General features: G+C 68.9%; 19 protein-coding genes. 15 read left to right on the top strand and 4 right to left on the bottom strand.

Features of this window, described 5'->3' with window-relative positions; genetic code table 11:
• The first annotated feature begins 17 nt into the window (after positions 1-17).
• From IE209_RS30425 to IE209_RS30385, 9 genes are all read left to right on the top strand, one after another.
• Positions 18-995 carry a Bug family tripartite tricarboxylate transporter substrate binding protein gene (locus IE209_RS30425; RefSeq protein ID WP_017404443.1) on the top strand — a complete coding sequence of 326 codons (978 nt, stop codon included), beginning with the start codon at positions 18-20 and terminating at the stop codon, positions 993-995.
• 9 nt (positions 996-1,004) lie between these two features.
• The gene (locus IE209_RS30420) at positions 1,005-1,982 is read left to right on the top strand and encodes a PDR/VanB family oxidoreductase (protein WP_017404442.1); all 978 of its coding nucleotides are present in this window, start codon (positions 1,005-1,007) and stop codon (positions 1,980-1,982) included.
• The gene (locus tag IE209_RS30415; protein ID WP_026062141.1) at positions 1,979-3,157 is read left to right on the top strand and encodes a Gfo/Idh/MocA family protein; all 1,179 of its coding nucleotides are present in this window, start codon (positions 1,979-1,981) and stop codon (positions 3,155-3,157) included. Before IE209_RS30420 ends, IE209_RS30415 begins: the two co-directional genes overlap by 4 nt.
• A gap of 212 nt (positions 3,158-3,369) precedes the next feature.
• Complete coding sequence (locus IE209_RS30410) at positions 3,370-4,263, top strand: LysR family transcriptional regulator (protein WP_229883141.1); 894 nt, start codon at positions 3,370-3,372, stop codon at positions 4,261-4,263.
• A 179-nt stretch (positions 4,264-4,442) separates the two neighbouring features.
• Positions 4,443-5,417 (top strand): tripartite tricarboxylate transporter substrate binding protein, encoded by a 975-nt coding sequence (locus tag IE209_RS30405; RefSeq protein ID WP_026062140.1) that lies wholly within the window; start codon positions 4,443-4,445, stop codon positions 5,415-5,417.
• A gap of 9 nt (positions 5,418-5,426) precedes the next feature.
• Positions 5,427-6,596, top strand: coding sequence for an alpha-hydroxy acid oxidase (locus tag IE209_RS30400; RefSeq protein ID WP_059400358.1), 1,170 nt, complete (start codon positions 5,427-5,429; stop codon positions 6,594-6,596).
• Positions 6,597-7,271: 675 nt separating this feature from the next.
• Complete coding sequence (locus IE209_RS30395) at positions 7,272-7,775, top strand: MarR family winged helix-turn-helix transcriptional regulator (RefSeq protein WP_189690614.1); 504 nt, start codon at positions 7,272-7,274, stop codon at positions 7,773-7,775.
• 376 nt (positions 7,776-8,151) lie between these two features.
• Positions 8,152-9,435, top strand: coding sequence for a citrate/2-methylcitrate synthase (locus tag IE209_RS30390; protein WP_017404455.1), 1,284 nt, complete (start codon positions 8,152-8,154; stop codon positions 9,433-9,435).
• Between the two features lie 162 nt (positions 9,436-9,597).
• A complete protein-coding gene (locus IE209_RS30385; protein WP_172739421.1) occupies positions 9,598-9,762 on the top strand; it encodes an aminotransferase class IV in 165 nt (54 codons plus the stop codon).
• Positions 9,763-9,778: 16 nt separating this feature from the next.
• Here IE209_RS30385 and IE209_RS30380 read toward each other — a convergent pair whose 3' ends face one another.
• The 4 genes from IE209_RS30380 to IE209_RS30365 all read right to left on the bottom strand — a co-directional run bounded on the left by IE209_RS30380 (position 9,779) and on the right by IE209_RS30365 (position 15,716).
• Positions 9,779-10,774: an alpha/beta fold hydrolase gene (locus IE209_RS30380; protein ID WP_017404457.1), complete on the bottom strand. Its 996-nt coding sequence runs from the start codon at positions 10,772-10,774 to the stop codon at positions 9,779-9,781.
• Positions 10,775-11,403: 629 nt separating this feature from the next.
• Positions 11,404-12,906, bottom strand: coding sequence for an aldehyde dehydrogenase family protein (locus tag IE209_RS30375; protein ID WP_017404458.1), 1,503 nt, complete (start codon positions 12,904-12,906; stop codon positions 11,404-11,406).
• Positions 12,903-14,711, bottom strand: coding sequence for a thiamine pyrophosphate-binding protein (locus IE209_RS30370; protein ID WP_059400360.1), 1,809 nt, complete (start codon positions 14,709-14,711; stop codon positions 12,903-12,905). Before IE209_RS30370 ends, IE209_RS30375 begins: the two co-directional genes overlap by 4 nt.
• Positions 14,712-14,723: 12 nt before the next feature.
• On the bottom strand, positions 14,724-15,716 hold the full coding sequence (locus IE209_RS30365) for a Bug family tripartite tricarboxylate transporter substrate binding protein (RefSeq protein WP_026062146.1): 993 nt from the start codon (positions 15,714-15,716) through the stop codon (positions 14,724-14,726).
• A 926-nt stretch (positions 15,717-16,642) separates the two neighbouring features.
• On the opposite strand from IE209_RS30365, the gene IE209_RS30360 reads away from it, so the two are divergent.
• From IE209_RS30360 to IE209_RS30335, 6 genes are all read left to right on the top strand, one after another.
• Positions 16,643-17,764 (top strand): porin, encoded by a 1,122-nt coding sequence (locus IE209_RS30360; RefSeq protein ID WP_026062147.1) that lies wholly within the window; start codon positions 16,643-16,645, stop codon positions 17,762-17,764.
• A gap of 908 nt (positions 17,765-18,672) precedes the next feature.
• Positions 18,673-19,650, top strand: a complete 978-nt coding sequence (locus tag IE209_RS30355; RefSeq protein WP_059400362.1) for a Bug family tripartite tricarboxylate transporter substrate binding protein — start codon at positions 18,673-18,675, stop codon at positions 19,648-19,650.
• Positions 19,651-19,671: 21 nt separating this feature from the next.
• Complete coding sequence (locus tag IE209_RS30350) at positions 19,672-20,196, top strand: cupin domain-containing protein (RefSeq protein WP_017404464.1); 525 nt, start codon at positions 19,672-19,674, stop codon at positions 20,194-20,196.
• Positions 20,197-20,315: 119 nt separating this feature from the next.
• A complete protein-coding gene (locus tag IE209_RS30345; protein ID WP_017404465.1) occupies positions 20,316-21,107 on the top strand; it encodes an amidohydrolase family protein in 792 nt (263 codons plus the stop codon).
• A 61-nt stretch (positions 21,108-21,168) separates the two neighbouring features.
• Positions 21,169-22,164, top strand: a complete 996-nt coding sequence (locus tag IE209_RS30340) for a Bug family tripartite tricarboxylate transporter substrate binding protein (RefSeq protein WP_189690613.1) — start codon at positions 21,169-21,171, stop codon at positions 22,162-22,164.
• 13 nt (positions 22,165-22,177) lie between these two features.
• Positions 22,178-22,915, top strand: coding sequence for a maleate cis-trans isomerase family protein (locus IE209_RS30335; protein ID WP_017404467.1), 738 nt, complete (start codon positions 22,178-22,180; stop codon positions 22,913-22,915).
• Positions 22,916-23,029: the final 114 nt, after the last annotated feature.

Genomic DNA, 23,029 nt, shown 5'->3' with positions numbered 1-23,029 from the left:
AACTGGAGACACCCACCATGAAGCACAAGATCCCCGCCTGGCTGGTTGGCCTGGCCTGCATCGCCCAACTCGCATTCGGCTCCCTGGCCCATGCCCAGGCCTATCCGAGCCGCGCCATCAAGCTCGTCGTTCCCTATGCCGCCGGCGGCCTTCCCGACACGGTGGCGCGCATCATCGCCAAGTCGCTGGGCGATACGCTGGGGCAGGCGGTCTACGTCGACAACCGGCCCGGTGCGGGTGGCTCGGTCGCCGCCTCCGCGATCCTGCAGTCCCCGGCTGACGGCTACACGCTGCTGGTGACCGATGGGCCGATGCTGTCGATCACGCCGTTGATCAACAAGAAGATCACCTACGACGCGGCCAACGACTTCGTGCCGATCGCCCTCGTCGGCAAGGCCCCGCTGTTCCTCGCCGTCAACGCGAACGTCAAGGCGAACACGCTGGACGAACTCGTCGCGCTGGCCAAGGCGAAGCCAGGGGGCCTCAACTACGGCTCCGCCGGCAACGGCAGCATCCACCACCTGACGATGGAGGCGATGAATGCAAGCCTGGGCATCTCGATGACGCACATTCCGTTCAGGGGCAGCGCCGTCTCGGTCCCCGCGATGATCGGCGGACAGGTGGACATGGTGTTCGCTTCGCCGCCGTCGCTCATGGGCTTCGTCAAGTCGGGCCAGGCGCGCCTTCTGGCCACCAATTCGACGACGCGTTCCCCGCTGGCACCGCAGATGCCTACCCTGGCGGAAAAGATCCCCGGCTTCGATTTCGCATTCACGGTCGCGGTGTTGGCGAAGACCGGTACGCCGAGCGAGGTCATCTCCAAGGTCAATGCCGAGATCAACAGGATCGTGAAGGTCCCCGAGGTCATCGAGCAGCTGCGCACTGCGGGCGTCGACCCGGCGGGCGGAACGCCCGAACAGCTCGCGCGGGCGCTGCGTGCAGAGAAGGCCCAGGTGACCGACGCCGCCGCGCGGGCGCAGCTGAAGGCCGAGTAGTCGCGCGTCATGACGCTCACCACACCCCAAACCCATTCCGACACGCAGATGCCGTTGCGCGTGGCGCGGATCCTCGACGTGGCGCGCGACATCCGCAGCTTCGAGCTGGTACAGCCCGATGGCAGCGAGCTGCCGCCGTTCACGCCGGGATCGCACGTCAAGGTCCAGGCCCCCAATGGCATGCTGCGCAAGTATTCGCTGTGCAACGATCCCGCGGAGCGCCACCGCTACGTCATCGCCGTCAAGCGCGATCCGGAGGGGCAGGGCGGCTCGCTCTCCATGCACGAGGAACTGCATGAGGGCGATACGCTGCCCACGTCGCTGCCTTCGAATGCCTTCCCGCTGGTCGAGAACGCCAAGGGCTACCTCTTCGTCGCGGGCGGCATCGGCATCACCCCGATCCTGTCCATGATCCGCTCGTTCGGCGAACTGCCGCCGGCACCGTGGAAGCTCATCTACCTGACGCGCTTTCCCGAGACTGCGGCCTTCCGCGAGGAGCTCGGCGCCCCCGAGCTCAAGAGCCGCGTGCGGATCCACCACAGCCACGGGGACCCCGCGCGCGCCTTCGACCTCTGGCCGGTGCTGGAGAAGCCCAACACGGCCCACGTGTACTGCTGCGGCCCGCGCGCGCTGATGGAGGCGGTGCGCGACATGACGGGCCACTGGTCGCCGGCCAACGTGCACTTCGAGAGCTTCAACGAGGGCGGGGGCGTGCGGCCCGACGACAAGCCCTTCTTGGTGAAGCTGGCCAGCTCAGGCGCGGCGTTCGAGGTGCCCGTCGGCAAGTCCATCCTGTCGGTCCTCCACGAGCACGGCTGCAACGCGGCGTCCTCGTGCGAGAGCGGCACCTGCGGCACCTGCCGCACGAAGCTGCTGAGCGGCGAGGCCGACCACCGAGACATGGTGCTGCTGCCCGAGGAGATGGACAGCCAGATCATGATCTGCGTCTCCCGGGCCAAGTCCGACGAACTGGTGATCGACCTGTGAACGCCGGCCGCCCACTTCGACTCGGCGTCGCCGGACTCGGCCGCGCCTTCACGCTCATGCTGCCCACGCTCCAGCGCGACGCGCGCGTGCGGCTGGTGGCGGCCTGCGACCCGCGCGAGCCGGCGCGCGAGCGCTTCGCGAGCGACTTCGATGCGCCGGTGTACCCGGACATCGAGGGCCTGGCGTCCAACCCGGACGTCGAGGCGATCTACATCGCCAGCCCGCACCAGTTCCACGCGGAGCAGGCGCGCATCGCCGCCCGGCACGGCAAGCACGTGCTCGTGGAAAAGCCCATGGCGCTGTCCCTCGGCGACTGCAACGCGATGATCCGGGACTGCCGGGACGCCGGCGTGCACCTCATCGTCGGCCACTGCCACAGCTTCGACACGCCGTACCTGCGCGCGCGCGAGATCGCCCTGGGCGGTGAGTTCGGGCGGGTGCGCATGATCCACGCGCTCAACTACACCGACTTCCTCTACCGGCCGCGGCGTCCCGAGGAGCTGCGCACGGAGGAGGGCGGCGGCGTGGTGTTCAGCCAGGCCGCCCACCAGGTCGACATCGTGCGCCTGCTGGCCGGCACGCGGGTCAGCCGGGTGCGCGCGATCACAGGCGACTGGGACCCCAGGCGCCCGACCCAGGGCGCCTATTCGGCCCTGCTGTGGTTCGAGGGCGGGGCGTTCGCCAGCGTCAGCTACAACGGCTACGGGCACTTCGACTCGGACGAATGGTGCGGCTGGATCGGCGAGATGGGCGCCGAGAAGTCGCCCGAGGCGTACGGCGCCGCGCGCCGCAAGCTGGCGACCGTGGGTTCGCCGGAGGAGGAGGCGCGCCTGAAGGCGGCCGGCACCTATGGCGGGCCCGGCTACGTGCCCGCGTCCGCGGGCGCGCCGCCGGCGTGGCACCAGCATTTCGGGCCGGTCGTGGTGTCCTGCGAGCGCGGCGATATCCGTCCGTTGCCCGACAGCGTCTGCGTGTACGGGGACCTCACGAAGGAGCGGCGGCCGCTGGGCCGGCCCGCGGTGCCCCGCTTCGAGGTCATCGACGAACTGTACGAGGCCGTGGTGAACGGGACCGCGCCGCTGCATGACGGCGAATGGGCGCGCTCCACGCTGGAGGTGTGCCTGGCGCTGCTCGAGTCGGCGGGCTCGGGCAAGGACGTGGAGCTGCTGCGCTGAGGCGGCGCCCTTGCGTGCGCCGTGGCGCTCCGCGTGCAGGCCGTGGCCGGAGAAGGCACCGGCGCGTGCGGGCCGCCGGGGGCGGTCCAGGCGCCACGGCCCGCACCTCGCGGCGGCCCGGGTTTCATGGCGCGCCGCGCCAGACCGGGGAGATTCCCATCGATCCAGCCAAAGGGTAGGCCAAGATGCAACCGTCCCACGAGGACCTCAATTTGCTCGTCGTCTTCGAGGCGCTCATGGAGACCCGCAGCGTCTCCAAGGCCGGCGAGCGGCTGCAGCTGAGCCAGCCCTCGATGAGCCACGCGCTGTCGAAGATGCGCAAGGCGTTCGACGACCCCATGTTCGTGCGCGTCAAGAACGAGATGCAGCCGACGGCAAAGGCGCTGGAAGTCGCGGAGCCCATCCGCCAGGCCCTCGAGCTGGCACGCCGCCAGATCTTCTCCAAGGTGGCGCTGGACCTGCGCACCTCGTCGCGCCTGTTCACGATCTGCATGACGGATGTCGGCGAGACCTGCTATCTGCCGATGGTGATCAATGCCGTGCGCAAGCAGGCGCCGTGCGTGCGGCTGCGGACGGTCTCGCCGATCGTGGAGAAGCTGGAGGAGGGGCTGGAATCGGGGGGCGTCGATCTCGCGATCGGGTACTTCCCCGACATTAAGAACGGCGGCGTCTTCCAGCAGCGGCTCCTGCGCAACAGCGGGTTCATGTGCATCACGGGCAACAAGGAATTCGCCGCGCGCGGCGAGCTGGACCTCGCTTCCTTCCAGTCGGCGCTCCACATCGCAGTGCGAACGGAAGGCCGCAGCCAGGAGGTCATCGAGAAGGCCATGGCCGCGATGGGTATCCACCGCAACGTGGTGGCCACGATTCCCCACTACCTCGGCCTGCTGACCATCATCCCGCAGACCGGCCTGACGGCCATCATTCCCATGGACCTCGCCGGCGCGTTCGAGGGCAAGGAAGGCATCGCGGCCCTGCCGCTGCCGTTCGCATCGCCCAGCGTGGAGGTGATCCAGATATGGCACAGGCGCCAGCACGAGGATCCGGCGCACCGCTGGCTGCGGACACTGGTGCGGGACACGCTGCAGAGGCGGGTGCTTGACTAGGAGCGTGCCGTCATGCAGCCGGCCACCTTCCCCACGCGTGCCGCGGGCGGCGCTTCGCTTGTTCCCAGGTCGGCGGGCCAGTCCGCTGGACCGAGCATCCGGGATCGCCCCGGAGGCACCCGGCCGGGCGCAAGCGCCGGGATCCTTTCCGCTTCCAAGAACCATTCAGGAGATACCTCATGAGATTTCGCATGCTGTCGCTCGTCGTCGCGAGCCTGGCCTTGCAGCTGCAGCCGAGCGCCCAGGCGCAGAGCGCCGCCTACCCCACGAAGCCGATCCGCCTGTTCGTGGGCGCGCCGGCCGGCGGCCCCACGGACGTGATCGCCAGGTCGCTCATCCAGCAGATGGGGGATTCGCTGGGGCAGCCCGTAATCGTCGAGAACCGGGGCGGGGCCGCCGGCACGCTCGCGGCCGGCATCGTCGCGAAGTCTCCGGCCGACGGCTACACGCTGATCGTGACGCCCTCGGCGCACGCCTATGCGGCGAGCATGTACGACAAGCTCCCGTTTGATCCCGTGAAGGATTTCCGGCCGGTGGGGCAGATCGGCATGATGCCCCTCGTGGCGATTGCGAACAAGGCCTTCCCGGCGGGGTCGCTGCGCGACCTGGTCGAGCGCGCCAAGGCCCAGCCCACCGCCGTGAACTACGGCTCGAGCGGCACGGGTTCCGCCCATCACCTGGCGGGCGAGCTATTCAAGCTGCGCACGGGCATCCAGATGACGCATGTGCCCTACAAGGGCAGCGCGGGATCCATCACGGACCTCATCGCCGGCCAGATCCAGGTGATCTTCGAGCCGCTCGTGTCGGCGTTGCCGCAGATCCAGGCCGGCCGCGTGAAGGCGCTGGCCGTCATGGGCGAGAAGCGCTCCCCGGCCCTGCCGGACGTGCCGACCCCCGGCGAGGCCGGGCTGCCCGGCGTGGAAGCCAGCGCCTGGTACGGGATCATGGCGCCGGCGGGCACGCCCGACACGGTCGTCGCCAAGCTGACCGCGGCGCTGAACAAGGCCCTGGCCGACCCTTCCACGCGCGCGAGCCTGCAATCGCAGGGCGTCGACGTCACGCCCGGGCCGCCGCAGATGTTCATGGACCTGATCACCAGCGAGATCGCGCGCTGGCGGCCGATCATCCAGGCGGCGGGAATCCGCGCGGAGTAGGCGAGGCGCATGCATTCACACCGCAAACTGCAGCCTCCGTCGGTCGTCAACATCGAGGATCTCCGCCGGCTGGCCAAGAGGCGGCTGCCGCAGGTGATCTGGGACTACCTGGAAGGCGGCGCGGAGGACGAAGTGACGCTGCGGCGCAACCGCGCCGCCTTCGACCGCTATCACCTCCTGCCGCGGATGGTCACGGGCAAGGGCTCGCGCGACCTGTCCATCACGCTGTTCGGGCAGCGGCTCGCGGCGCCCTTCATGATCGGGCCGACGGGCCTCAACGGCATCTACGTGCCGGACGCGGACCTCATGCTGGCGCGCGCGGCCGCAGCGGCGGGCGTGGCGTTCTCGCTGTCCGCCGGCTCGAACAACGACATCGAGGCCGTGGCCAGGGCATCGGCTGGACCCAAGTTCTTCCAGCTCTATCCGTGGGGCGGACGCGAGGTCGCGACCAGGCTGCTGGCGCGCGCACACACGGCCGGCTACTGCGCGCTCATGGTCACGGTCGATTCGCTGATCCCGGGCAACCGTGAGCGGGATGTGCGGAACCGATTCGCCCATGCACTGCATTTCTCTCCGCGCATCGTCTGGGACGCGGCGACCCATCCGCGATGGGTCGTTTCCACATGGTTCGCCCGCGGCATGCCGCGCTTCGAGAACCTGGCTGAGTTCCTGCCACCGGGCTCCGACGCGTACGCGCTGGCCGCCTATACCCGCGCGCAGCGCAATCCGTTCTACAGCTGGGAGGATGTCGCCTGGCTTCGCTCGCAGTGGGCGGGCCCCTTGGTGGTCAAGGGCATCCTCACCGCGGACGACACGCGCCTGGCCGCCTCCCATGGGGCGGACGCCGTCGTGGTGTCCAACCATGGCGGGCGCAGCCTTGACGGCTTGCCCGCCACGCTGGACATGCTGCCCTCGGTCGCCGCCGCTGCCGGGGGCATGCCCGTCCTGGTCGACAGCGGCTTTCGGCGGGGCTCCGACATCGTCAAGGCCCTCGCCCTTGGCGCGCGCGGCGTGCTGCTGGGCCGGGCGCCCCTGTACGGCGTGGCTGCGGCGGGGGAGGCCGGCGCAAGTCGCGCGCTCGAGATCCTCCTGCAGGAGACGGACCGCGTCATGGGCTTGTTGGGGGTGGACTCGGTGGACGCGCTGGGGCACCAGCACGTTGGCCTGCAGCCGGCATGACGCGGCGGGAAAAACTGCAGTTTCCCGGCCGGCGCCGGAGAAGGACCGAAGCAGCATCGGCGGCACAGGCCCCTTGGCAGGGGCGGCATAGACCTCCTCGGCGGGGGCGGTGATGCCGCCGGGACCGGCAGTTCGCGATACCCGCAGGCGCAAGCTGCGGGCCGCGTGTCGCAGGCACCGTGGTCTGGTCAAGAGGTGCGCAACTCCCGCACGCGCATCCCGGGCGGCGCAGCCGCGGAGCGGGGCGCTGAAGCCAATCGGCCGCCGCTGTCTCGAGCGGACGGGAAGCCGCTCGCTGAAGGTTGACGCGCCGAAGTGCGCGCGTAGCCTGGTGCCAAGCGTGCGACGCGGGGCGAAAAGTCTATGGCCTGCCAGAACGAAGGCGTTGGGCATCGTCCCGGCATTGCCCGTGCAACCGCATGGTTTTGTGATCTGGATCAGCATGCCGCCTACTGAGAACAGCAGAATGTACGGTGCTATATTTGTGCGGTCCGCTTGGCCTGGGCAGCACCTTTTCAACCTCCTCCCGCTTCTTCGTGTCCGTCGGCTCGTTCATGTACGCCGATCGCCGCTGTCTTGCAGGGGGTCGGCCGGGCAGAGCGTCCGTTGGGATGCATTGAGGAATGAAAATTGGCAAAAAAGGCAGGGAAAGAGTCGGCGGAGGTAGCGAGCCGTATGCTGCAGCACTGGCATGAGGGCGTTCCCGACGACCGTTTAGCGCATCTGGTGAAGGACGCGACGCGCTCCTTTCTTCGATCGCTGCAGACCCGTCTTGCGCGCCACGACGTCCAACTCGGCCATTGGACCTTCCTGCGGATTCTCTGGGAGAAGGATGGGCTCACCCAGGCAGAACTGAGCGCGGAGGCCGGTGTGATGGCGCCCACCACGGCGATCGCCCTGAAGGCCATGGAGGAGCTCGGGTACGTCCTGCGAAAGCAGCTTCCCGACAACCGCAAGAGCATCTACGTTTTCCTGACGCCGGCGGGCAAGCGCCTCAAGGCGAAGCTCGTGCCCTTGGCCGAGGAGGTCAACGCGCTCGCCATCAGATCCCTGACGGATGCCCACATCAGCATCGTGCGGCGCTCGCTGCTGAAGATCATCGACAACCTGGCGAGCGACGAGTGCATTCAGGATGATCCGAAGCGGACAGGCGCCGCTCAGTCATCCGCAAGACCGTAGCCCGCGCTGCCGATGGCCGCGCCCTGGGTGCGGCGCGCCATGGAAGCGCACCGCGCCTCGCGGCAGTGCCACGCTCTCCCCAATCCCTCAAATGCATCGGTCCCGCCGCGGCGCAGTGCGCCCGAGCGGCCAGCCGCGCCGCATCGGTCTCGATGTGGGTCGACGAGTCGACGATGCCACCCAGTGGACCCCGCGCGCCACAGGCGAGTGGCATGGATGCCCCATGGAACGCACGCCGGAACCCGCCGGGCCAGTGCCGCCGTCTTCTGCCTGGCAGCCTGTGAGATAATTAGAGACCTAATGATTAGACCTACGGAGACATAGCGCGGTTTCGGGATTTACGTGCCGTCGAACGCTGGAATCGCGCGGAGCCCACATGAGCACATGCCCCGATCCCACGTCGTGCCGGCAGCCGGATTTCCTGGATGCGAAAGCCAGTCTTGCCCTTCTGGGCGTCCGCCCGCAGACGCTCTACGCCTATGTGAGCAGGGGGGCCATCCGCAGCGTGCCCCAGCCCGGAACGAAGGCGCACCTGTACAGCCGCTCGGACATCGAACGGGTCATGGCGCGCGCGGCCGCCCGTGCAGGCCATGCCGCGGCGGCAGCCGGTGCGATGGACCATGGGCCGCCCATCGTCAGCAGCGGTATCACGGAAATCACCGAGGCGGGTCCAGCCTACCGGGGCTACTTGGCCTGCGACCTCGCGCGGCAAGGCGTTCCGTTCGAGCGGGTCTGCGAATTGCTCTGGGGCGCTCCTCTCGATGTCGCGAGGGCCGGCGCCTGGAGAATCCCTCCGCGCGACCAGGCACTGGCCCGCGAGGCCGGTTTGCGGATACTGCACGGTACCGATCCTCACCGCGTGTACGGATCGCTCGCGATGCTGGCTCTCCAGTTGGAGCGCAGCCGCAGGATGTCGGGCGGTGGGGGTCTGGACGCGGGCGTCGTGCAAGAGGCGCGCTTGCTGATCTGTGCCGTGGCGCAAGCGCTGGGATGCGTCGGCCCGGCCCGCGCGCTGACGCTGCCGGAGCGCTCCGAATCGATCGCTTCGACGCTGATCCGGTCCTTCGGATGCGAAACCACGCCAGCGCGGATCCGCGCGGTGAACGCGCTGCTCGTGCTCCTCGCGGACCACGAACTGCCGCCGGGCACCCTGGCCGTCCGGGCGGCTGCCTCGGGAGGCGCGAACCTTTTCGACTGCATTGCCGTGGGCATCTGCGCAAGCGCCGGGACCGAGATCGCCGGGCACTATGCGGTCGTGGACCGGTTCCTCACCGCAAGGCCGTCCGCGACGGCGCTGCGCGACAAGGCCCTGCGCCTGCACCAGCGGGCGCAGCGGATCCCCGGCTTCACGCATCCGCTCTACCTGGGCGGCGACCCGCGCGCGAAGCACCTGCTCGCCATCGCCACCGAACTGGCTGACGACTCCTTCAACATGCGACAGGTCGCCGACTTCGTCGGTTGGGCGAAGGAGAATCTCGCGGACCATCCAAGGCATGAGTTCGCCGTCGTCTGCCTGGTGCGGGCGCTCCGGCTTCCCGTCTGGTCGGCAGCGGTCTTCTTCCTGGTGGCGCGCATGGCCGGCTGGGCTGCGCATGTGCAGGAGCAGCGCGGCGTGACCGGCCTCTGGCGGCCGCGCGCCCGTTACGTCCCCCGCCCATGAGCGTGGCAGGGCCCGTGCGCGTCGCTAGCGCCGCCCTGTGTCGCTCGGAGCCGAGAGGCGATCCTCTGGAGGAGCGGACTGGACGCCGGGCATTGCGGGCCCGCGGCAACCGGCCTGCCGCTGCGAACTCGTGCGTCTCCCTCTTTGCGAGGGGCAGCCCCGATGACGGCGATGGCCACTCCGCATTTGCGCTGCCGCCTGCTAAGCGGTGCGTCCGCGCGGTGGTGGTTGGAAGAGGGCATGGTGCGGGTGGAAGACCTGCCGCGCGTCACCGACCTGGCCTACTCCAACAGCCTGCGCCGCTGGATCACGGCGGAGTTGGCCTGAGCACTGCCCGGAGGTACTAGGACGCCGAGGCGCTGAATTTGCCGGTCTGCAGCCAGGCGGCAATACCGGCTGCCAACTGGTCGCTGTTGCTCTCCATCATCATCATGTGGCCGTTGCCCTGGATGCCCCGGTCGCCCAGCGGAATGAATTCCGCGCGCGCCCCGATGTCGTTCAGCCAGTCGACGATGGGCTTGTCGATGGCGGCCGTGTGGTCCGCGTCGTTGGTGCCCATGATCAGGGCCACGCGCTTGCCCTTGTAGCCCGAGGGGTCGGTCACACGGGGCGCGCTGTTCTCATAGTTCACCCGCTCTAGCAGCAGGCGGGGCGGAATGACGGTCAGGCTGGCCAGGTAGCTGTCCAGGTGCTCGCGCGGGAAGCGCGTGCTGCTGCCGACCAGCTTCTTCGTGGCCCAGCCCGGTTCGGCAACGAAGGGCAGCTTGCGGCTGAGCTTGAGCACCGGAGCGCCGGGTGCCAAGCGGACTTCCACGTCGTCCGACGTGCTGGACAGGAACTCGGTCGGCGCGCTGACGTTGGCCGGCCCGCCAGGTGCGATTGCCACCAGGGAGACGATGCGGTCGCCGAAGAGTTCGAGCAGCTTCCAGCCGAAGGGGCCCGACATCGAATGCGTCATGACGATCGCCGGGCGGTCCAGCGTGGCCAGCACCTTGCCAAGGCCCTTCACGACCGTCTCGCCCGACAGGTCGTCGTAGGGGATGTAGCCGCTGCGACCGGTGCCTGCCCAGTCAGGGACCACCACCTGGTAGCCCTGGGCTGCGAAGAAGGGCGCCCAGCCCGGGCGGCCATCGGCGGTCGCCATGTAGCAGGAGCCGGTGTGCGCCCCGCCGTGGATCAGCACCATGGGCGGCTTGCGGGTCTTCGCGACCGGCTCCAGAACCTCGTAGTAGGTCGAAGGACCGGCCACAAAGCCGCTGCGCACCCGCACGGCGGCGTGGGGGGGCGTGCTGGCGCCGGAGGCGCCGGTGCTGGTGGCCGCGGCTAGGACGGCACCCATGCCAGCACTGGTGCGGAAGAACCTCCGGCGGGAGGCGGGGGGCGTGTTGTGCATCTTGTCTCCTGGTTCTCTGTGGCATTGGCATCGACTCTGGCAGTGCAGGACGGTCGCCGGAGCGTCTGGCGAGGACGGCCCAGCGCGGCCAGGCCATGCCGACCATTATTGTTAATCGACTAACAATATGAAAGCTGGGGCGAACCCTGTTGTGCGCTGTCCAGCCGCCGCGACAGCACCTGCACCTCCTCACTGAACGTGGGCGGAGCGACGCCCTGGCCCCAGACCTCGAGGAGCTGTGTTGCGTCGTCATGCCGCAGATGTCGATGGGCTCGAGGAGCGACCTGGCCGGCTACTCGCAGGAGAGATTTCCCGAGGCGATATGCGAGTTGCGCTTGGGGGCAGGCCGTACGGTGGATGGGCGCGGCGGAACCAGCGTTCCGCATGGCGCGGGCCCCTTTAGCATTCCGGCGGGCCGGGCGCTGGACAGGGTGGTCGCTCGACAGGCGAAGGAAGACCTGTGTTCATACGGATCGTGGCTGGAGAGCGCGTCGCATCTTGCCCGGTACACGAAAGCGCGCAATCCACGATGCCGACGACGAGCCTCTTGGCAACCTATCGAGCAACCATGGTCTCTAGCCGAGCTTCACGTTGACGTTCTTGAGCTGCGTGAACTCCAGCAGTTCCTCCTTGGACTCCTCCCTGCCGACGCCGGACTGCTTGTAGCCGCCGAACGGCGCGCCAGGGATGTGCACCGAACACTCGTTGACCCACACGTAGCCCGACTGGATCCGCTTGGCGGCGCGCAGGCCGGTGTTCAGGCTCGTGGTCCACACCGAGGCCGTCAGTCCGAGCTCCGTGCCATTGACCTCGACCAGCATCCGGTCCTCGTCGTCCCAGGAAAACACCGAGAGCACGGGGCCGAAGATCTCCTCGCGCGCGATCCGCATGTCGGGCCGCACGCCCGTGAAGATGGTCGGCTCGATGAACAGGCCGTCCTTCAGCTGCGCATCGCGCGCCGCGTGGCCGCCGGTCAGGAGCACGGCGCCCTCGTCGATGCCGGCCTGGATGTAGTGCAGCGCGCGGTCGTACTGGGCGCGGCTCGCCAGTGCGCCCATCGTCGTGTCCAGGTGGGTCGCGATGCCGGGCCGGTGTTTGCGCGCCAGTTCCTCGGCCATGCGCTGCATGAATTCATCGTGCAGGGAGCGGTGCACGTACAGGCGGCTCGTGGAGCCGCACGACTGCCCGCACCACGTGAAGTTCATGCCGCGCACGGCCCCCTCCACCGCGCTGCGCAGGTCCGCGTCGGGATAGATGACCATCGCGTTCTTGCCGCCCAGCTCCAGCAAGGTGCGCTTCATCGTGTCCGCGGCGGACCGCAGCACGGCCTTGCCGGCGCCGACGCTTCCGATAAGCGCGACGGCGGCCACATCCGGGTGCGCGGACAGCGCGGCACCCGTCTCGCGTCCGCCAGCGATGCAGTTCAGCACCCCCGGGGGGAACAGGCCGTCCAGGATCTCCATCAGCCGGATGGTCGACAGCGGCGCCTGTTCCGGCGGCTTGAGGATGACCGTGTTGCCCGCCGCGAGCGGCGCGGCGATCTTGCCTGCCGCGAACATGAACGGGTGGTTGAACGGGAAGATCCGTGCGACGGGGCCGAGCGGCTCCCTGAGCGTGTAGTTCAGCGCGCCGTTCGCGGTCGGGATGGTCTCGCCCTTGATCTCGAGCACCAGCCCCGCGAAATAGTCCAGCTGGGTGGCCGCGATCTCCGCGTCCATCTGCATGGCGCGCACGGGATTGCCGCAGTTGGCGGCGTCCAGCAGCGCCAGTTCCCGCGAATGCAGCCGCACGCGGCGCGCGGCCTCCCGCAGCAGCGCCGCGCGCTGCAGGGGCGGGGTCTCGGCCCAGGCCGGGAAGGCGGCCTTCGCCGAGGCGACCGCGGCGTCGACCTCCGCCGAACCCGCCGAGGTCACGTCGGCCAGACGCTCGCCCGTGGACGGGTTGAAGGTCGCGATCGCCTGGTCCGCTCCTTCATGCCAGCGGCCGTCCCAGAACAGCCCGCTCGACCGGGGCAGGACTCGCTGGACGTAGGGGCTCAGGTCGCCGCTGTCCGGCAGGACGATGGGGGCCGCTGTCATGGCTGGCCTCCTTCCTGGTCCTCATGGGAGCGGGTCATGCCGGAGGCCATCGCGGCGCTGTAGCCCGGCGTGACGTGCACGTCGACGACGACGGTCGCTCCATCGCGCACCGCAGCGACGGCGCGGGCCAGGACCTCGTCGAGCTCCGACGGGCTGTCCGTCGGTCCGAGGCCCTGCAGCCCGAGCCCGCGCGCGAGCGCGGCCAGATCGGGGTCCGGATCTCCGATGCGCTGCCCGATCCACCGGTTCTGCACCGGGCGGTCGCGATCGCGGGCCACCCGCTCCTGGTGCAGCTCGTCGTTGAAGAACGACCGGTTGTTGCAGACGATGGTAAGCAGGGGAACGCCAGCATTGGCGGCGGTCCACAGTGCTGTCATGCCCATCAGGTAGTCGCCGTCGCCGGTCATCAGCACGGGCAGTCGGTCGGTTCCACGCAGCGCCAGCGCGGCGCCGACGGCCATGCCCGGCCCGGAGCCGATGCCGGCGCCGCCGTCCATGCCCAGGTAGTCCAGCGGATCGCGGAAGTGGCCCATCTCGCCGCTCCAGCCCAGTGGCACACGGATCAGGGTGATGGGCTGCGTGCCCGCGGCCCGGCGCAGGGCGTCGGCGACCATCGCGATGCTGATCGTCCCGTCTTGCGGAACCGGGGGCATGGCCATCGGGCTCTTCGGGGCCTGGAGGGCCGAAGGGCGCTCGGTGCAGGCAGCGCAGAGAAGGGGCACGGCGACGTCCGGCTCCACCGGCATGAACACGTCCACCGGCGGCAGGCCCTGGTGGTCCATGCTCCAGCCCCGGTGGCTGTAGTGGTCGAGCGAGACCTGGATCACCTTGGCGCCGACGCTCTCGTTGCGCCACGCCTGCTGCAGCGTGCCGTTCAGGTCGTACCAGTCCAGGCTCAGCACGACGTCGGCGGCGCGCAGCGTGGCGGCCGCGTCCGGGGTCAGGAAGACGCCCGGCACGGCCGCGTGCAGCGGATGGTCGGTGGGGAACGATGCGCCGGCGCGCAGGTCCGTAAGGACCTGCGCATTCAGCTTCTCGGCCAGCTCGATGCGCTGGCGCCAGCCCTCGCTAGACCTGGAGACCCGCCCCATCAGAATGACCGGGCGGGCCGCGGAGGACAGCAGCGCTGCGGCTCTGGCCAGCTCATCGCTGCCCGGCACGGCGGGGGAGGGAACCTGGTAGCGGCTGACGTCCGGCAGCGCCGGGATCGCATCGATGCGCGTCTCCTGCAGCGAGACATCGAAGCACACGTAGGTGGGGCCGGCGGGTGCGGTCAGCGCGATCTGCTTGGCCCGCAGCAGCGCCTCGTACGACGCGGCGACGGAAGCCGGCTGCGCGTCCCACTTGCTGAAGTCGCGCACCAGCGCGCCCTGGTCCTGCGCGGTGTGCATCCAGTCGATCCAGGGGCGCCGCTTGGCCGCATCGACCGGGCCCGTCGCGCCCAGGACCAACACGGGCACGCGGTCCACCCAGGCGTTGAAGATCGCCATGGACGCGTGCATCAGGCCCACGTTGCTGTGAACGATCGCCGCCAGCGGCTTTCCGGCGACCTTCGCGTAGCCATGGGCGATCGCGACGGCATGCTCCTCATGGAGCACGACCAGCATCTGCGGGTCGATGTTGCCGAGGTGGTTCACCAGGCTGTCGTGCAGACCGCGGAAGCTCGACCCGGGGTTCAGGAGGACATAGGGGATGTCGAGCGCGCGGATCATCTCCGCGATGGCGTCGCTGGCCCACAGGCTGCCGGCGCCGGCGCCCGCTGCGGGAATGTCGCGGCGCAAAGGAATGGCTTGCTTCGAATTCAATGGGTGCTCCGCTCAATCGGCCTTGATGCCCGCGCTCTTGATGACGCTCGCCCACCGCGCGGTGTCCTTCTCGACGAGCTTGGTCATCTCCTGCGGCGTGCTCGGCCGCGTCTCGATACCCTGCTCGGCGAGCTTCTCCTTCACCTCGGGCTCGTTCAGGATCTTGGTGACATCGGCGTTGATCCGCTTGATGACCGCCGCAGGGGTCCCCGCGGGGGCCGCCAGGCCGAGCCAGATCTCGCTGTCGTACTGGGGCAGGCCGGCCTCGGCCATGGTCGGGACATCGGCCAGCAGGCTGGCGCGCCGGGTGCCACCCACGGCGAGCGCGCGCAGCTTCCCGGTGCGGATGTGCGGCAGCAGCGAGTTGATGGCACCGAACTGCAGATCGACCTGCCCGGCCAGCATGTCGGTGATGGCCGGCGCCGCGCCCTTGTAGGGGACGTGGGTGATGTCGGTGCCCGTCATCGCCTTGAAGAGCTCCGCGGACAGATGCTGCGGGCTGCCGGAGCCCGACGAGGCATAAGTGAGCTTGCCCGGAGTGGCCTTCGCGAGCGCCACGAGTTCCTTCACGGTCGTGGCCTTCACGTTCGAGTTCGCTACCAGCACGACCGGCACCGCGCCGAGTTGCGTGACCTGGGCGAAATCGCGCGCGACGGCGTACGGCGTCTTCGGCAACAGCACCGGATTGATGGACATGGTGTTGTTGTTGGTGATCAGCAGCTTGTAGCCGTCCGCAGGGGCCTTGGCCACGTGGTCGGTCCCGATGCTTCCGGCCGCGCCTGCCTTGTTGTCCACGATGACCGGCTGGTTCCAGATCTGGCTGAGCCGCTGGCCGATCACGCGGGCGATGACGTCGTTGCTCCCGCCGGGAGTGAAGGGCACGATGAGGGTGACCGGCTTGGTGGGATAGTTCTCTTGTGCGATGGCCGAGTGGCCGAAGCCTGCGGCGATCATGGCGGCGGCCGCGAGCAGCGAGCGCCGAGTGGGGCTTGATGGATTCTTCATGGTGTCTCCGGTTGCAGGCAACTACACGTGCCCTAAGAAGATCCCGATCCTAGGAACAAGGTTGATGTGCATCAAGCTTGAATGCGCGGTCAACCTATGAAGAAGCAACGCGGCGTGGCAGCCCGCGTGGCGAGCTAGGGTTCATCCCGAGGTTGATCGATGGTTCAACCGGCGCCGCCCGGTGGCCATCCTGTCCTCCAGGGTGCGCAGGGCTCTCGCGCCCGGAGGTGCGCTGTGCGCCCGCATGGCCAATGCGCTCGGCTTCCATCGTGCCTCGCGGGCATTGGTGAAGACGCCGCACTGTCCTGACAACCGGTCCGCATGTCCGTGTGCCGCTGCACGGTGACCACGGTCTCGCGCACCGGTGCAGCGGGCCGGCGATGGCCCGATAAGCAGCGCGTGGAACTTGGAAGAACGCCGCTGGCGGACGTGCCCGCGTGCCCGTGAACGGCGGGCAGAGGCCGGCGCGCGACTGGCTCGCTGGCCAGGCACCCCATCGGTTGTGAATCGACGTTGCACCGTCTTCGTTCGTCCATTGCTCCTTGCGGCGACAACGGGATTCGAACCCGACGGGATGCTGCGGAGTCCGGCGCGAGGCATTGATCATCCAATCAATCCGGGTTGGTTCCGATGCCGTGCGGGATGGTCTCTGCCAGTGTTTCGCGGCCACCAACGGGTCAGGCGTGAAAGCGTCGCACGCCCGCCACAGCCGGGCGTTCTGAATCCGGAAAATTTGATTAGGCGACTATCAAAAAGATTAGGCGTCTATCTATACTGAACGAGCCGGAGGAACCACGATGAACCCGCGAGTCATCGAACGATGTGGTCTTTGGCGGGCTGCGCGTGGAGCTTTCCCATGAGACGCCAGGCGCAATGTGAAGAAGAGGAATCGGGGCCAAGCCCCAAGTTCAACGAAGGAGACAACTATGAACGGAATGGCCAAGCATGCGGTTGCATGCGCCGCGCTGCTGTGCGTTTGCGGCGCAGCCAATGCCCAGAGCAGCGTGACCATGTATGGGCGGGTGGATGCCGGGATGGACTCGCCGAGATCGGGGGGCTCGAGTGTCAATCGGCTGGTATCGGGCGGAAGTGCGGGGAGCAACCTGGGTTTTCGCGGCGTGGAGGACTTGGGAGGAGGGCTTGCCGCCGTCTTCCGCCTCGAGATGGGCATCAACCTCGACGACGGCACGCTCGGCCAAGGCGGTCGCGCGTTCGGGCGCGAGGCGTCGGTCGGCCTGAGCGATGCGCGGTTCGGCACGCTGCAGATGGGCCGTATTCCCACTCCGTACTACATGGTCCAGAGCAGTGTGGACGCCTTCGTCTGGGAAGGCGCCGGCGGGCTGCTCGCGCTCACCAGAAACGTCAGCCCCACCACGCAGCGCCAGGTGCTGCCGATGGGGGTGTCGGCGCGGCAGGACAACGCGGTCAACTACGTGTCCCCGCGCTGGGGCGGCATCGAGTTCCGCGGCCAGTACTCCTTCGGCGAGAACTCGACGACGATCGGACGCGGGTACGGCGCATCCGCGCGCTACCAGGCCGGGGGCTTCGACCTCAATGCGGGCTTCCAGCGGCAGGAGGGGCCGGACGATGCTGCGGGCAAGGTCTCGGCGATGGTGGTTGGCGGCTCCTACGACGCCCGCTTCGCCAAGTTCTTCCTGGGCATGACGGTGGAGAAGAACTCCTGCGCGACCTGCACCGGGGCAATCGCCCGCATGCCCGGTGCTTCGACGAGCGAATTCCGGCTGACCAACCTCGGCGTGCGCGTGCCGTTCGGACAGTTCACGGCCGTTGCCCAGTTCACCCGCGTCAACGACCGGTCCGACTACACGGCGTTGACGGGCAACCGGGACGCGAACTGGATCTCGCTTGGCGGCGACTACGACCTGTCCAAGAGGACGCGCCTGTACTTCGGCGTGGGACAGATCAGCAACAAGAACGGGTCGCAGTACGTGCTGGGCACCGGCACTGCCCAGGCCCCGGCCATGCTGGTCGGCTCGTCCAGCGGCAGCTCCCGCAACATCTACATGGGGGTCCGTCACAACTTTTGATGGCGACCGGCGGCACGCCGCTGCGGCCCCGCGATGGGCCGCGGTGGCTGGGCGCCGGGATCCCCGCATTGTTATCTCCAAGGTTTGGTGCCGGGGCAACCCGGCGCCTTTTTTTGTGCACGGGCGCCTGCCCGGGGAAAGCGCCGAGAAGGTGGGCAAGGGCATCGTCTCCCGCGCGAGGTCGGGCCGACCGTCCCGCGCCCGAGGCGGTGGCCAAGGTGGCGCGCATTGGGGGCGGCACAAGGAGCCTGCTTGGAGCTGCGCCCCGGAGCGGCGGCGCCGCCTTGATCGGCTCGCGCGGTGGCCTGGTGAGCGCGCGCCGCGGCCGAGGGCCCGTCGCGTCGTCCGTGCAGTCACTGAACATGGACTCTCCCGGACCGCCGATCCCCGGGACCGTCGGATGCGCTGGCGCGTGCCGTTCGGCCGCGCCGCCCGGGCTTTGAGCGACGGCGGGCGCCTTCTCGCGCAGGACTGCACGTTGCGCTTCGGCCTAGTGCTCAGCGATGCGGATGCGCTCGCCCGCTGCCAGGCAAGCGCGGCGGGCAAGGGCAGGACCAGGATCTCCGGAGCGCCGAACCGGTCCGCGTTGATGTCGAGCACGAACTGCGCTTCGTGCAACCGTGCCTGCACCCAGCGGTGACCATGCTGGCGGTCGTCGCCCGCGCGCCGCGTGGCGTGAACGCCTGGCCCATGCCCCTGGAGGGCGACGCGTCCCTTTGTGGCCGGCCACCGCCGACGACGGCGGAGACCTCCGAAAGGCGCGGAGCATGGCGAATTCATTTCTTCGATACAGCGAATAGGCCAGCCTGCGTTGCCGGGCACGCACCGGCCCCCCAGAATTGACAGCGGTCAACAAATCGTCCGCGACAACGAATCGCGGATATCGACAACCGCCCAGGAGACACCCCATGAAAACCTTCCAGGTCGCCGCGGCCCTCGCCGTGTCGCTCATTTGCGCCGCCATTCCGGTGCACGCACAAGCACCAGCTTCCCGTGACTATCCCAGCCGGCCGATCCGGATGATCGTACCGTTCCCCGCCGGCGGTCCCACCGACCTGCTGGCCCGCGTCGTCGGGCAGCGTATGGGCGAGTTGATGCGCCAGCCGATCGTGGTGGACAACAAGCCGGGCGCCAACACCATCATTGGCGCCGATGCCGTCGCGAAGGCGGCGCCGGACGGCTACACGCTGCTGATGGCCATCGACAACACGCTGGTGATGAACCAGTACCTCTACGCCAAGCTGCCCTACGATCCCGTCCAGGATTTCGAGCCGATCGGCAAGGTGGCCACCACGCCCCTGGTGGTCATGACCCACCAGGCCGGACCCCAGTCCATGCAGGCGCTGCTCGCGCAGTCCAAGGCCGGCGCCGCCGCAATGAGCTATGGCTTCGGCACCTTCACGTCCCAGCTCTCCGGCGAGCTGCTCAAGCGCACGCTGGGCAAGGAGGTGGTCTCGGTGCCCTACAAGGGCAGCGCGGGCACGACCCAGAGCCTGCTGACCAAGGACGTCACGTTCACCATCGACGGCATCACGACCGCCATGCCCCATTTCGAGAAGGGCACGCTGCGGCCGCTCGCGCGCCTGAGCGCCAAGCCCATCCCCACGCTGCCCAACGTGCCATCGATGGCCGATGTGGGGATCAAGCTGCCCGACATCGACGTGTGGATGGCGTTGCTGGCGCCCAAGGGCACGCCCGCTGCGGTGGTGGACGAGCTCAACCGCGCGCTGACGCAAGCCCTCGCGTCCAAGGACGTGCAGGAGAAGCTCCTGGGCGCCGGGCTGCTGGCCGACGCCAGCTCGCCGCAGGCGCTGCGCAGCTTCATCGCCTCGGAGGCCGCGAGGTGGCGTCCCGTCATCGCGGAAGCCGGCATCAGGATCGATTGACATTCACGAAGGAGATTCACCATGACCACGAACAGCCCCAGCCACAGCTTCGCCCCGATCGTCAACAGCGCCGCGGAGTGGCGCGCGGAGATGGCGCGCCTGAACAAGCCGGGCCAGCCCAGCTTCTTCCACATCCGGACCCAGTTGCCGAAGCAGGGCCGCACCAACCAGGTCCTCGGCGCGTCGCGCTACATGAACGTGGTGCTCAAGACCTACGCGAGCGGTGGCGAGAACGAGATCCACGCGCATTCCAACGAGGACCACGTGTTCGTCATCCTGCAGGGCGGCGCGGTGTTCCACGGGCCGAATGGCGAGACGCGCGAGGCAGGCAGGAACGATTGCGTGCTGCTGCCGGCCGGCACCTTCTACTGGTTCCACGCCAAGGAAGACCGCGAGGAACTCGTCATGCTGCGCATCGGCGCGCACATCGACCCCGACAGCGACGTGCTCGCGCGCATCGACCTGGAGGGCAAGCCCTTCGATGGCTATTCCGAGAAGAACAAGGAAGTGCCCGTGGTGCTGCACGAGGATCGGATCTTCGAATGAGCGGCCCGTCGCCTGCAACGAGCGCGCGAGCTTCCGCGGAGATTCCGCTGTGCCAGCCTCCCGATCCCGCTCCCCGCAAGCCCAGGCTGATCTGCCCGCCGGGGACCGCGGATTGCCATGTGCATGTCTATGGCCCCGCCGACCGCTATCCCGTGGCCGCGACGCGCGCCTTCGATGTGCCCGACGCCTTGCCGGCGCGGCTGCGCGCGCTGCACGACACCCTGGGCGTCGAGCGCCTGGTGCTCGTGCAGCCCAGCGGCTATGGCACCGACAACCGGCGGCACCTGGAGGCGGTGGCCGAGCTGGGCCGGCCGGCGCGCGTCATCGTCGCGCTGCGGGCCGAGGTGCAGGATGCCGAACTGGACCGCCTGCACGAAGCCGGCGTGCGGGGAGTGCGCTACAACATCGGCCATGCAGGTGCCGTCCCGCTGGCCGAGATGCCCGCGCTGGCGGCGCGCATCGCCCGCCTGGGTTGGCATGTGCAGCTCCACGTCATGGATGACCAGGGCCGAGCTCCGCTGGCCGAGATGGAGCCCACCCTGCGCGAACTGCCCACCGACGTCGTGATCGACCACATGGGCTCGCTCAGGCCGGGAGACGGCGTGGGGCAGCCTGGCTTCCAGGCGCTGCTGAGGCTGGTGAACACGGGGCGGTGCTGGGTCAAGCTGTCCTGCGGCTACCGGATGTCGGCGCTGCCTCCGCCCTACGAGGACATGGTGCCCTACGTCCAGGCGCTGCTGGCCGCCCGGCCGGACCGCCTGGTATGGGCCAGCGACTGGCCGCACGTCTCGTTCAAGGGCGAGATGCCCAACACCACGGACCTGCTGGACCAGATGCTGACCTGGGTGCCCGACGGAGCACAGCGCCACCAGATCCTGGTGCGCAACCCCGAGCAGTTGTACGGGTTCTGAGCGGCCCGCCCCGGCGCCGCCGACCCCCTGCGATCAAAAGAAAGAGGAGACACCCATGCCCATGTTCCATCTGCTGCGCCGCGCGGCGCAGCGCGCCACGCTGCTCGTCCCGATGCTGCTGCTACCGGTCCTCCCCGCCGCTGCGCAGGCGCAGGCCGCGGCCAGCTTCCCCGCCAGGCCGGTGCGTCTGATCGTGCCCTTCCCGGCCGGTGGGCCCGCCGACGTGCTGGGCCGAGCGATCGCGCAACGCCTGTCCGAAAAGTGGCGCCAGCCCGTCGTCGTCGACAACAAGGGCGGGGCCAACACGCTGATCGCGGCGCAGGAGGCCGCCCGGGCCGCGCCCGACGGCTACACCTTGTTCATGCCCCTGGATTCGACCTACACGCTGAACCCGGCGCTGTATTCGCGGCTGCCCTACGATCCGATCAAGGACTTCGCGTCCATCTCGATCGTCGCCCGCCAGTCCCTGGTGCTCACCGCAACCGACCGGACACCCTTCAGGGCGGTGGCCGACCTGGTGGCTGCCGCCCGGGCCCAGCCCGGCAGCATCAACTACGGCTCCAGCACCACGTCCACACAGCTCGCAGGCGAGATGTTCACGCGGCAGAGCGGGATCAAGCTGGTCCAGGTGCCGTACCGCGGCGCCTCGGAGGTCGTCAAAGGAATGCTCTCGGGGGACGTCGAGGTCAGCTTCGACGGCATCGCCGCCAATGTCCCGCACATCCAGTCCGGGAAGATCCGTGCACTGGCCACGACGGGTCCGGTCCGCTCCGCGGCCTTGCCCGACGTGCCGACGCTGGCGGAGGCCGGGCTCAAGGGCTACGAACTGTTGATGTGGAATGCACTGTCCGCGCCCGCCGGCACGCCGCGGGCGATCATCGACAAGATCCACAAGGACGTTGTGGAGGTCGTGCAGCGCAAGGAAGTCAGGGACCAGCTCATGGTGTTCGGTCTGGAGACGGCGGGCACCACGCCCGAGGAGATGGACGAGACCATCCGGCGGGAGACCGCCAAGTACGCGCCCCTGATCAAGGAGCTCGGGCTCAAGCTGAACTGAAGGGCGCATCGGCATGACCGCCCCAGCACTCGACTACGGATCGGGCGGGCGCATCGGCGTGCTGCTGCCCTCCGTGAACCAGGCCGCCGAGCCGCAACTGCGCGCGATGCTTCCCGCCGACATCGCCATCGCGGTCACGCGGCTGAAGCTCGTGGACAGTTCGGAGGCGAGCCTGCTGGGCATGGCCCGGGATGTCGAGCCGGCGGCCGAGCTGCTCGCGGACGCGGGCGTCGACATCGTGGTGTTCCATTGCACCGCCGTGTCGACCTACAGCACCGAGCTGGAGGCGTCGATTCTCGCGCGCATCCAGTCCGCGACTGGGCTGCCCTGCGTGGCCACGTCGCAGGCCCTGGTGGCGGCGCTGCAGGCCCTGCCCGCGCGGCGCGTGGTGCTGCTCTCCCCGTACACGGCGGCCGTCAATGACCGGGAGGCGGCTTACTTCGCCGAGCATGGATTCGAGATCCTCGGCAACGCCGGCCTGGATTGCCGCACCGGCCGCGAGATGATGGCCATCGCGCCGCAGGCGTGGCATGCGTTCGCCACGCGCCATGCCCATGCGCGGGCGGACGCATACGTCCTCAGTTGCACCACCGTGCGGACGGCCGAGACCATCGAGGCCCTGGAGCGTTCCCTGGGACGGCCCGTCGTCACGAGCAACACGGCGGTGGCCTGGTACTGCATGCGCAAGCTTGGCGCGCTGCCGGGGGTTCCAGGCTACGGCCGCCTGCTGGCCCGCGCCGGAGCACCCTGACGCGGTCCGGGGCGCGGCCCGACCGCCGGAGGAGGGCGGGGTGAACCTCACAACCTCGCGCCTGGGCATTCCTGCCCTCGCACCGTGTGGAACCGGCAGCAGGGCGCCCGCAAC

Origin of the sequence: Pseudorhodoferax aquiterrae (genome assembly GCF_014652235.1) — a bacterium.
In the GTDB taxonomy this organism is placed as follows: Bacteria; Pseudomonadota; Gammaproteobacteria; order Burkholderiales; family Burkholderiaceae_C; genus Pseudorhodoferax; species Pseudorhodoferax aquiterrae.
Note: the sequence above shows the minus strand (reverse complement) of the source record. Positions and strands in the feature narration are given on the sequence as shown.

What these genes read in the sequence shown, in the direction of transcription:
- IE209_RS30400 (WP_059400358.1), top strand. Translation starts at nt 5,427, where the DNA reads ATGCATTCACACCGCAAACTGCAGCCTCCGTCGGTCGTCAACATCGAG.
- IE209_RS30390 (WP_017404455.1), top strand. Translation starts at nt 8,152, where the DNA reads ATGAGCACATGCCCCGATCCCACGTCGTGCCGGCAGCCGGATTTCCTG.
- IE209_RS30385 (WP_172739421.1), top strand. Translation starts at nt 9,598, where the DNA reads ATGACGGCGATGGCCACTCCGCATTTGCGCTGCCGCCTGCTAAGCGGT.
- IE209_RS30360 (WP_026062147.1), top strand. Translation starts at nt 16,643, where the DNA reads ATGAACGGAATGGCCAAGCATGCGGTTGCATGCGCCGCGCTGCTGTGC.
- IE209_RS30355 (WP_059400362.1), top strand. Translation starts at nt 18,673, where the DNA reads ATGAAAACCTTCCAGGTCGCCGCGGCCCTCGCCGTGTCGCTCATTTGC.
- IE209_RS30365 (WP_026062146.1), bottom strand. Translation starts at nt 15,716, where the DNA reads ATGAAGAATCCATCAAGCCCCACTCGGCGCTCGCTGCTCGCGGCCGCC.
- IE209_RS30340 (WP_189690613.1), top strand. Translation starts at nt 21,169, where the DNA reads ATGTTCCATCTGCTGCGCCGCGCGGCGCAGCGCGCCACGCTGCTCGTC.
- IE209_RS30335 (WP_017404467.1), top strand. Translation starts at nt 22,178, where the DNA reads ATGACCGCCCCAGCACTCGACTACGGATCGGGCGGGCGCATCGGCGTG.
- IE209_RS30375 (WP_017404458.1), bottom strand. Translation starts at nt 12,906, where the DNA reads ATGACAGCGGCCCCCATCGTCCTGCCGGACAGCGGCGACCTGAGCCCC.
- IE209_RS30405 (WP_026062140.1), top strand. Translation starts at nt 4,443, where the DNA reads ATGAGATTTCGCATGCTGTCGCTCGTCGTCGCGAGCCTGGCCTTGCAG.
- IE209_RS30380 (WP_017404457.1), bottom strand. Translation starts at nt 10,774, where the DNA reads ATGGGTGCCGTCCTAGCCGCGGCCACCAGCACCGGCGCCTCCGGCGCC.
- IE209_RS30395 (WP_189690614.1), top strand. Translation starts at nt 7,272, where the DNA reads ATGCTGCAGCACTGGCATGAGGGCGTTCCCGACGACCGTTTAGCGCAT.
- IE209_RS30350 (WP_017404464.1), top strand. Translation starts at nt 19,672, where the DNA reads ATGACCACGAACAGCCCCAGCCACAGCTTCGCCCCGATCGTCAACAGC.
- IE209_RS30420 (WP_017404442.1), top strand. Translation starts at nt 1,005, where the DNA reads ATGACGCTCACCACACCCCAAACCCATTCCGACACGCAGATGCCGTTG.
- IE209_RS30425 (WP_017404443.1), top strand. Translation starts at nt 18, where the DNA reads ATGAAGCACAAGATCCCCGCCTGGCTGGTTGGCCTGGCCTGCATCGCC.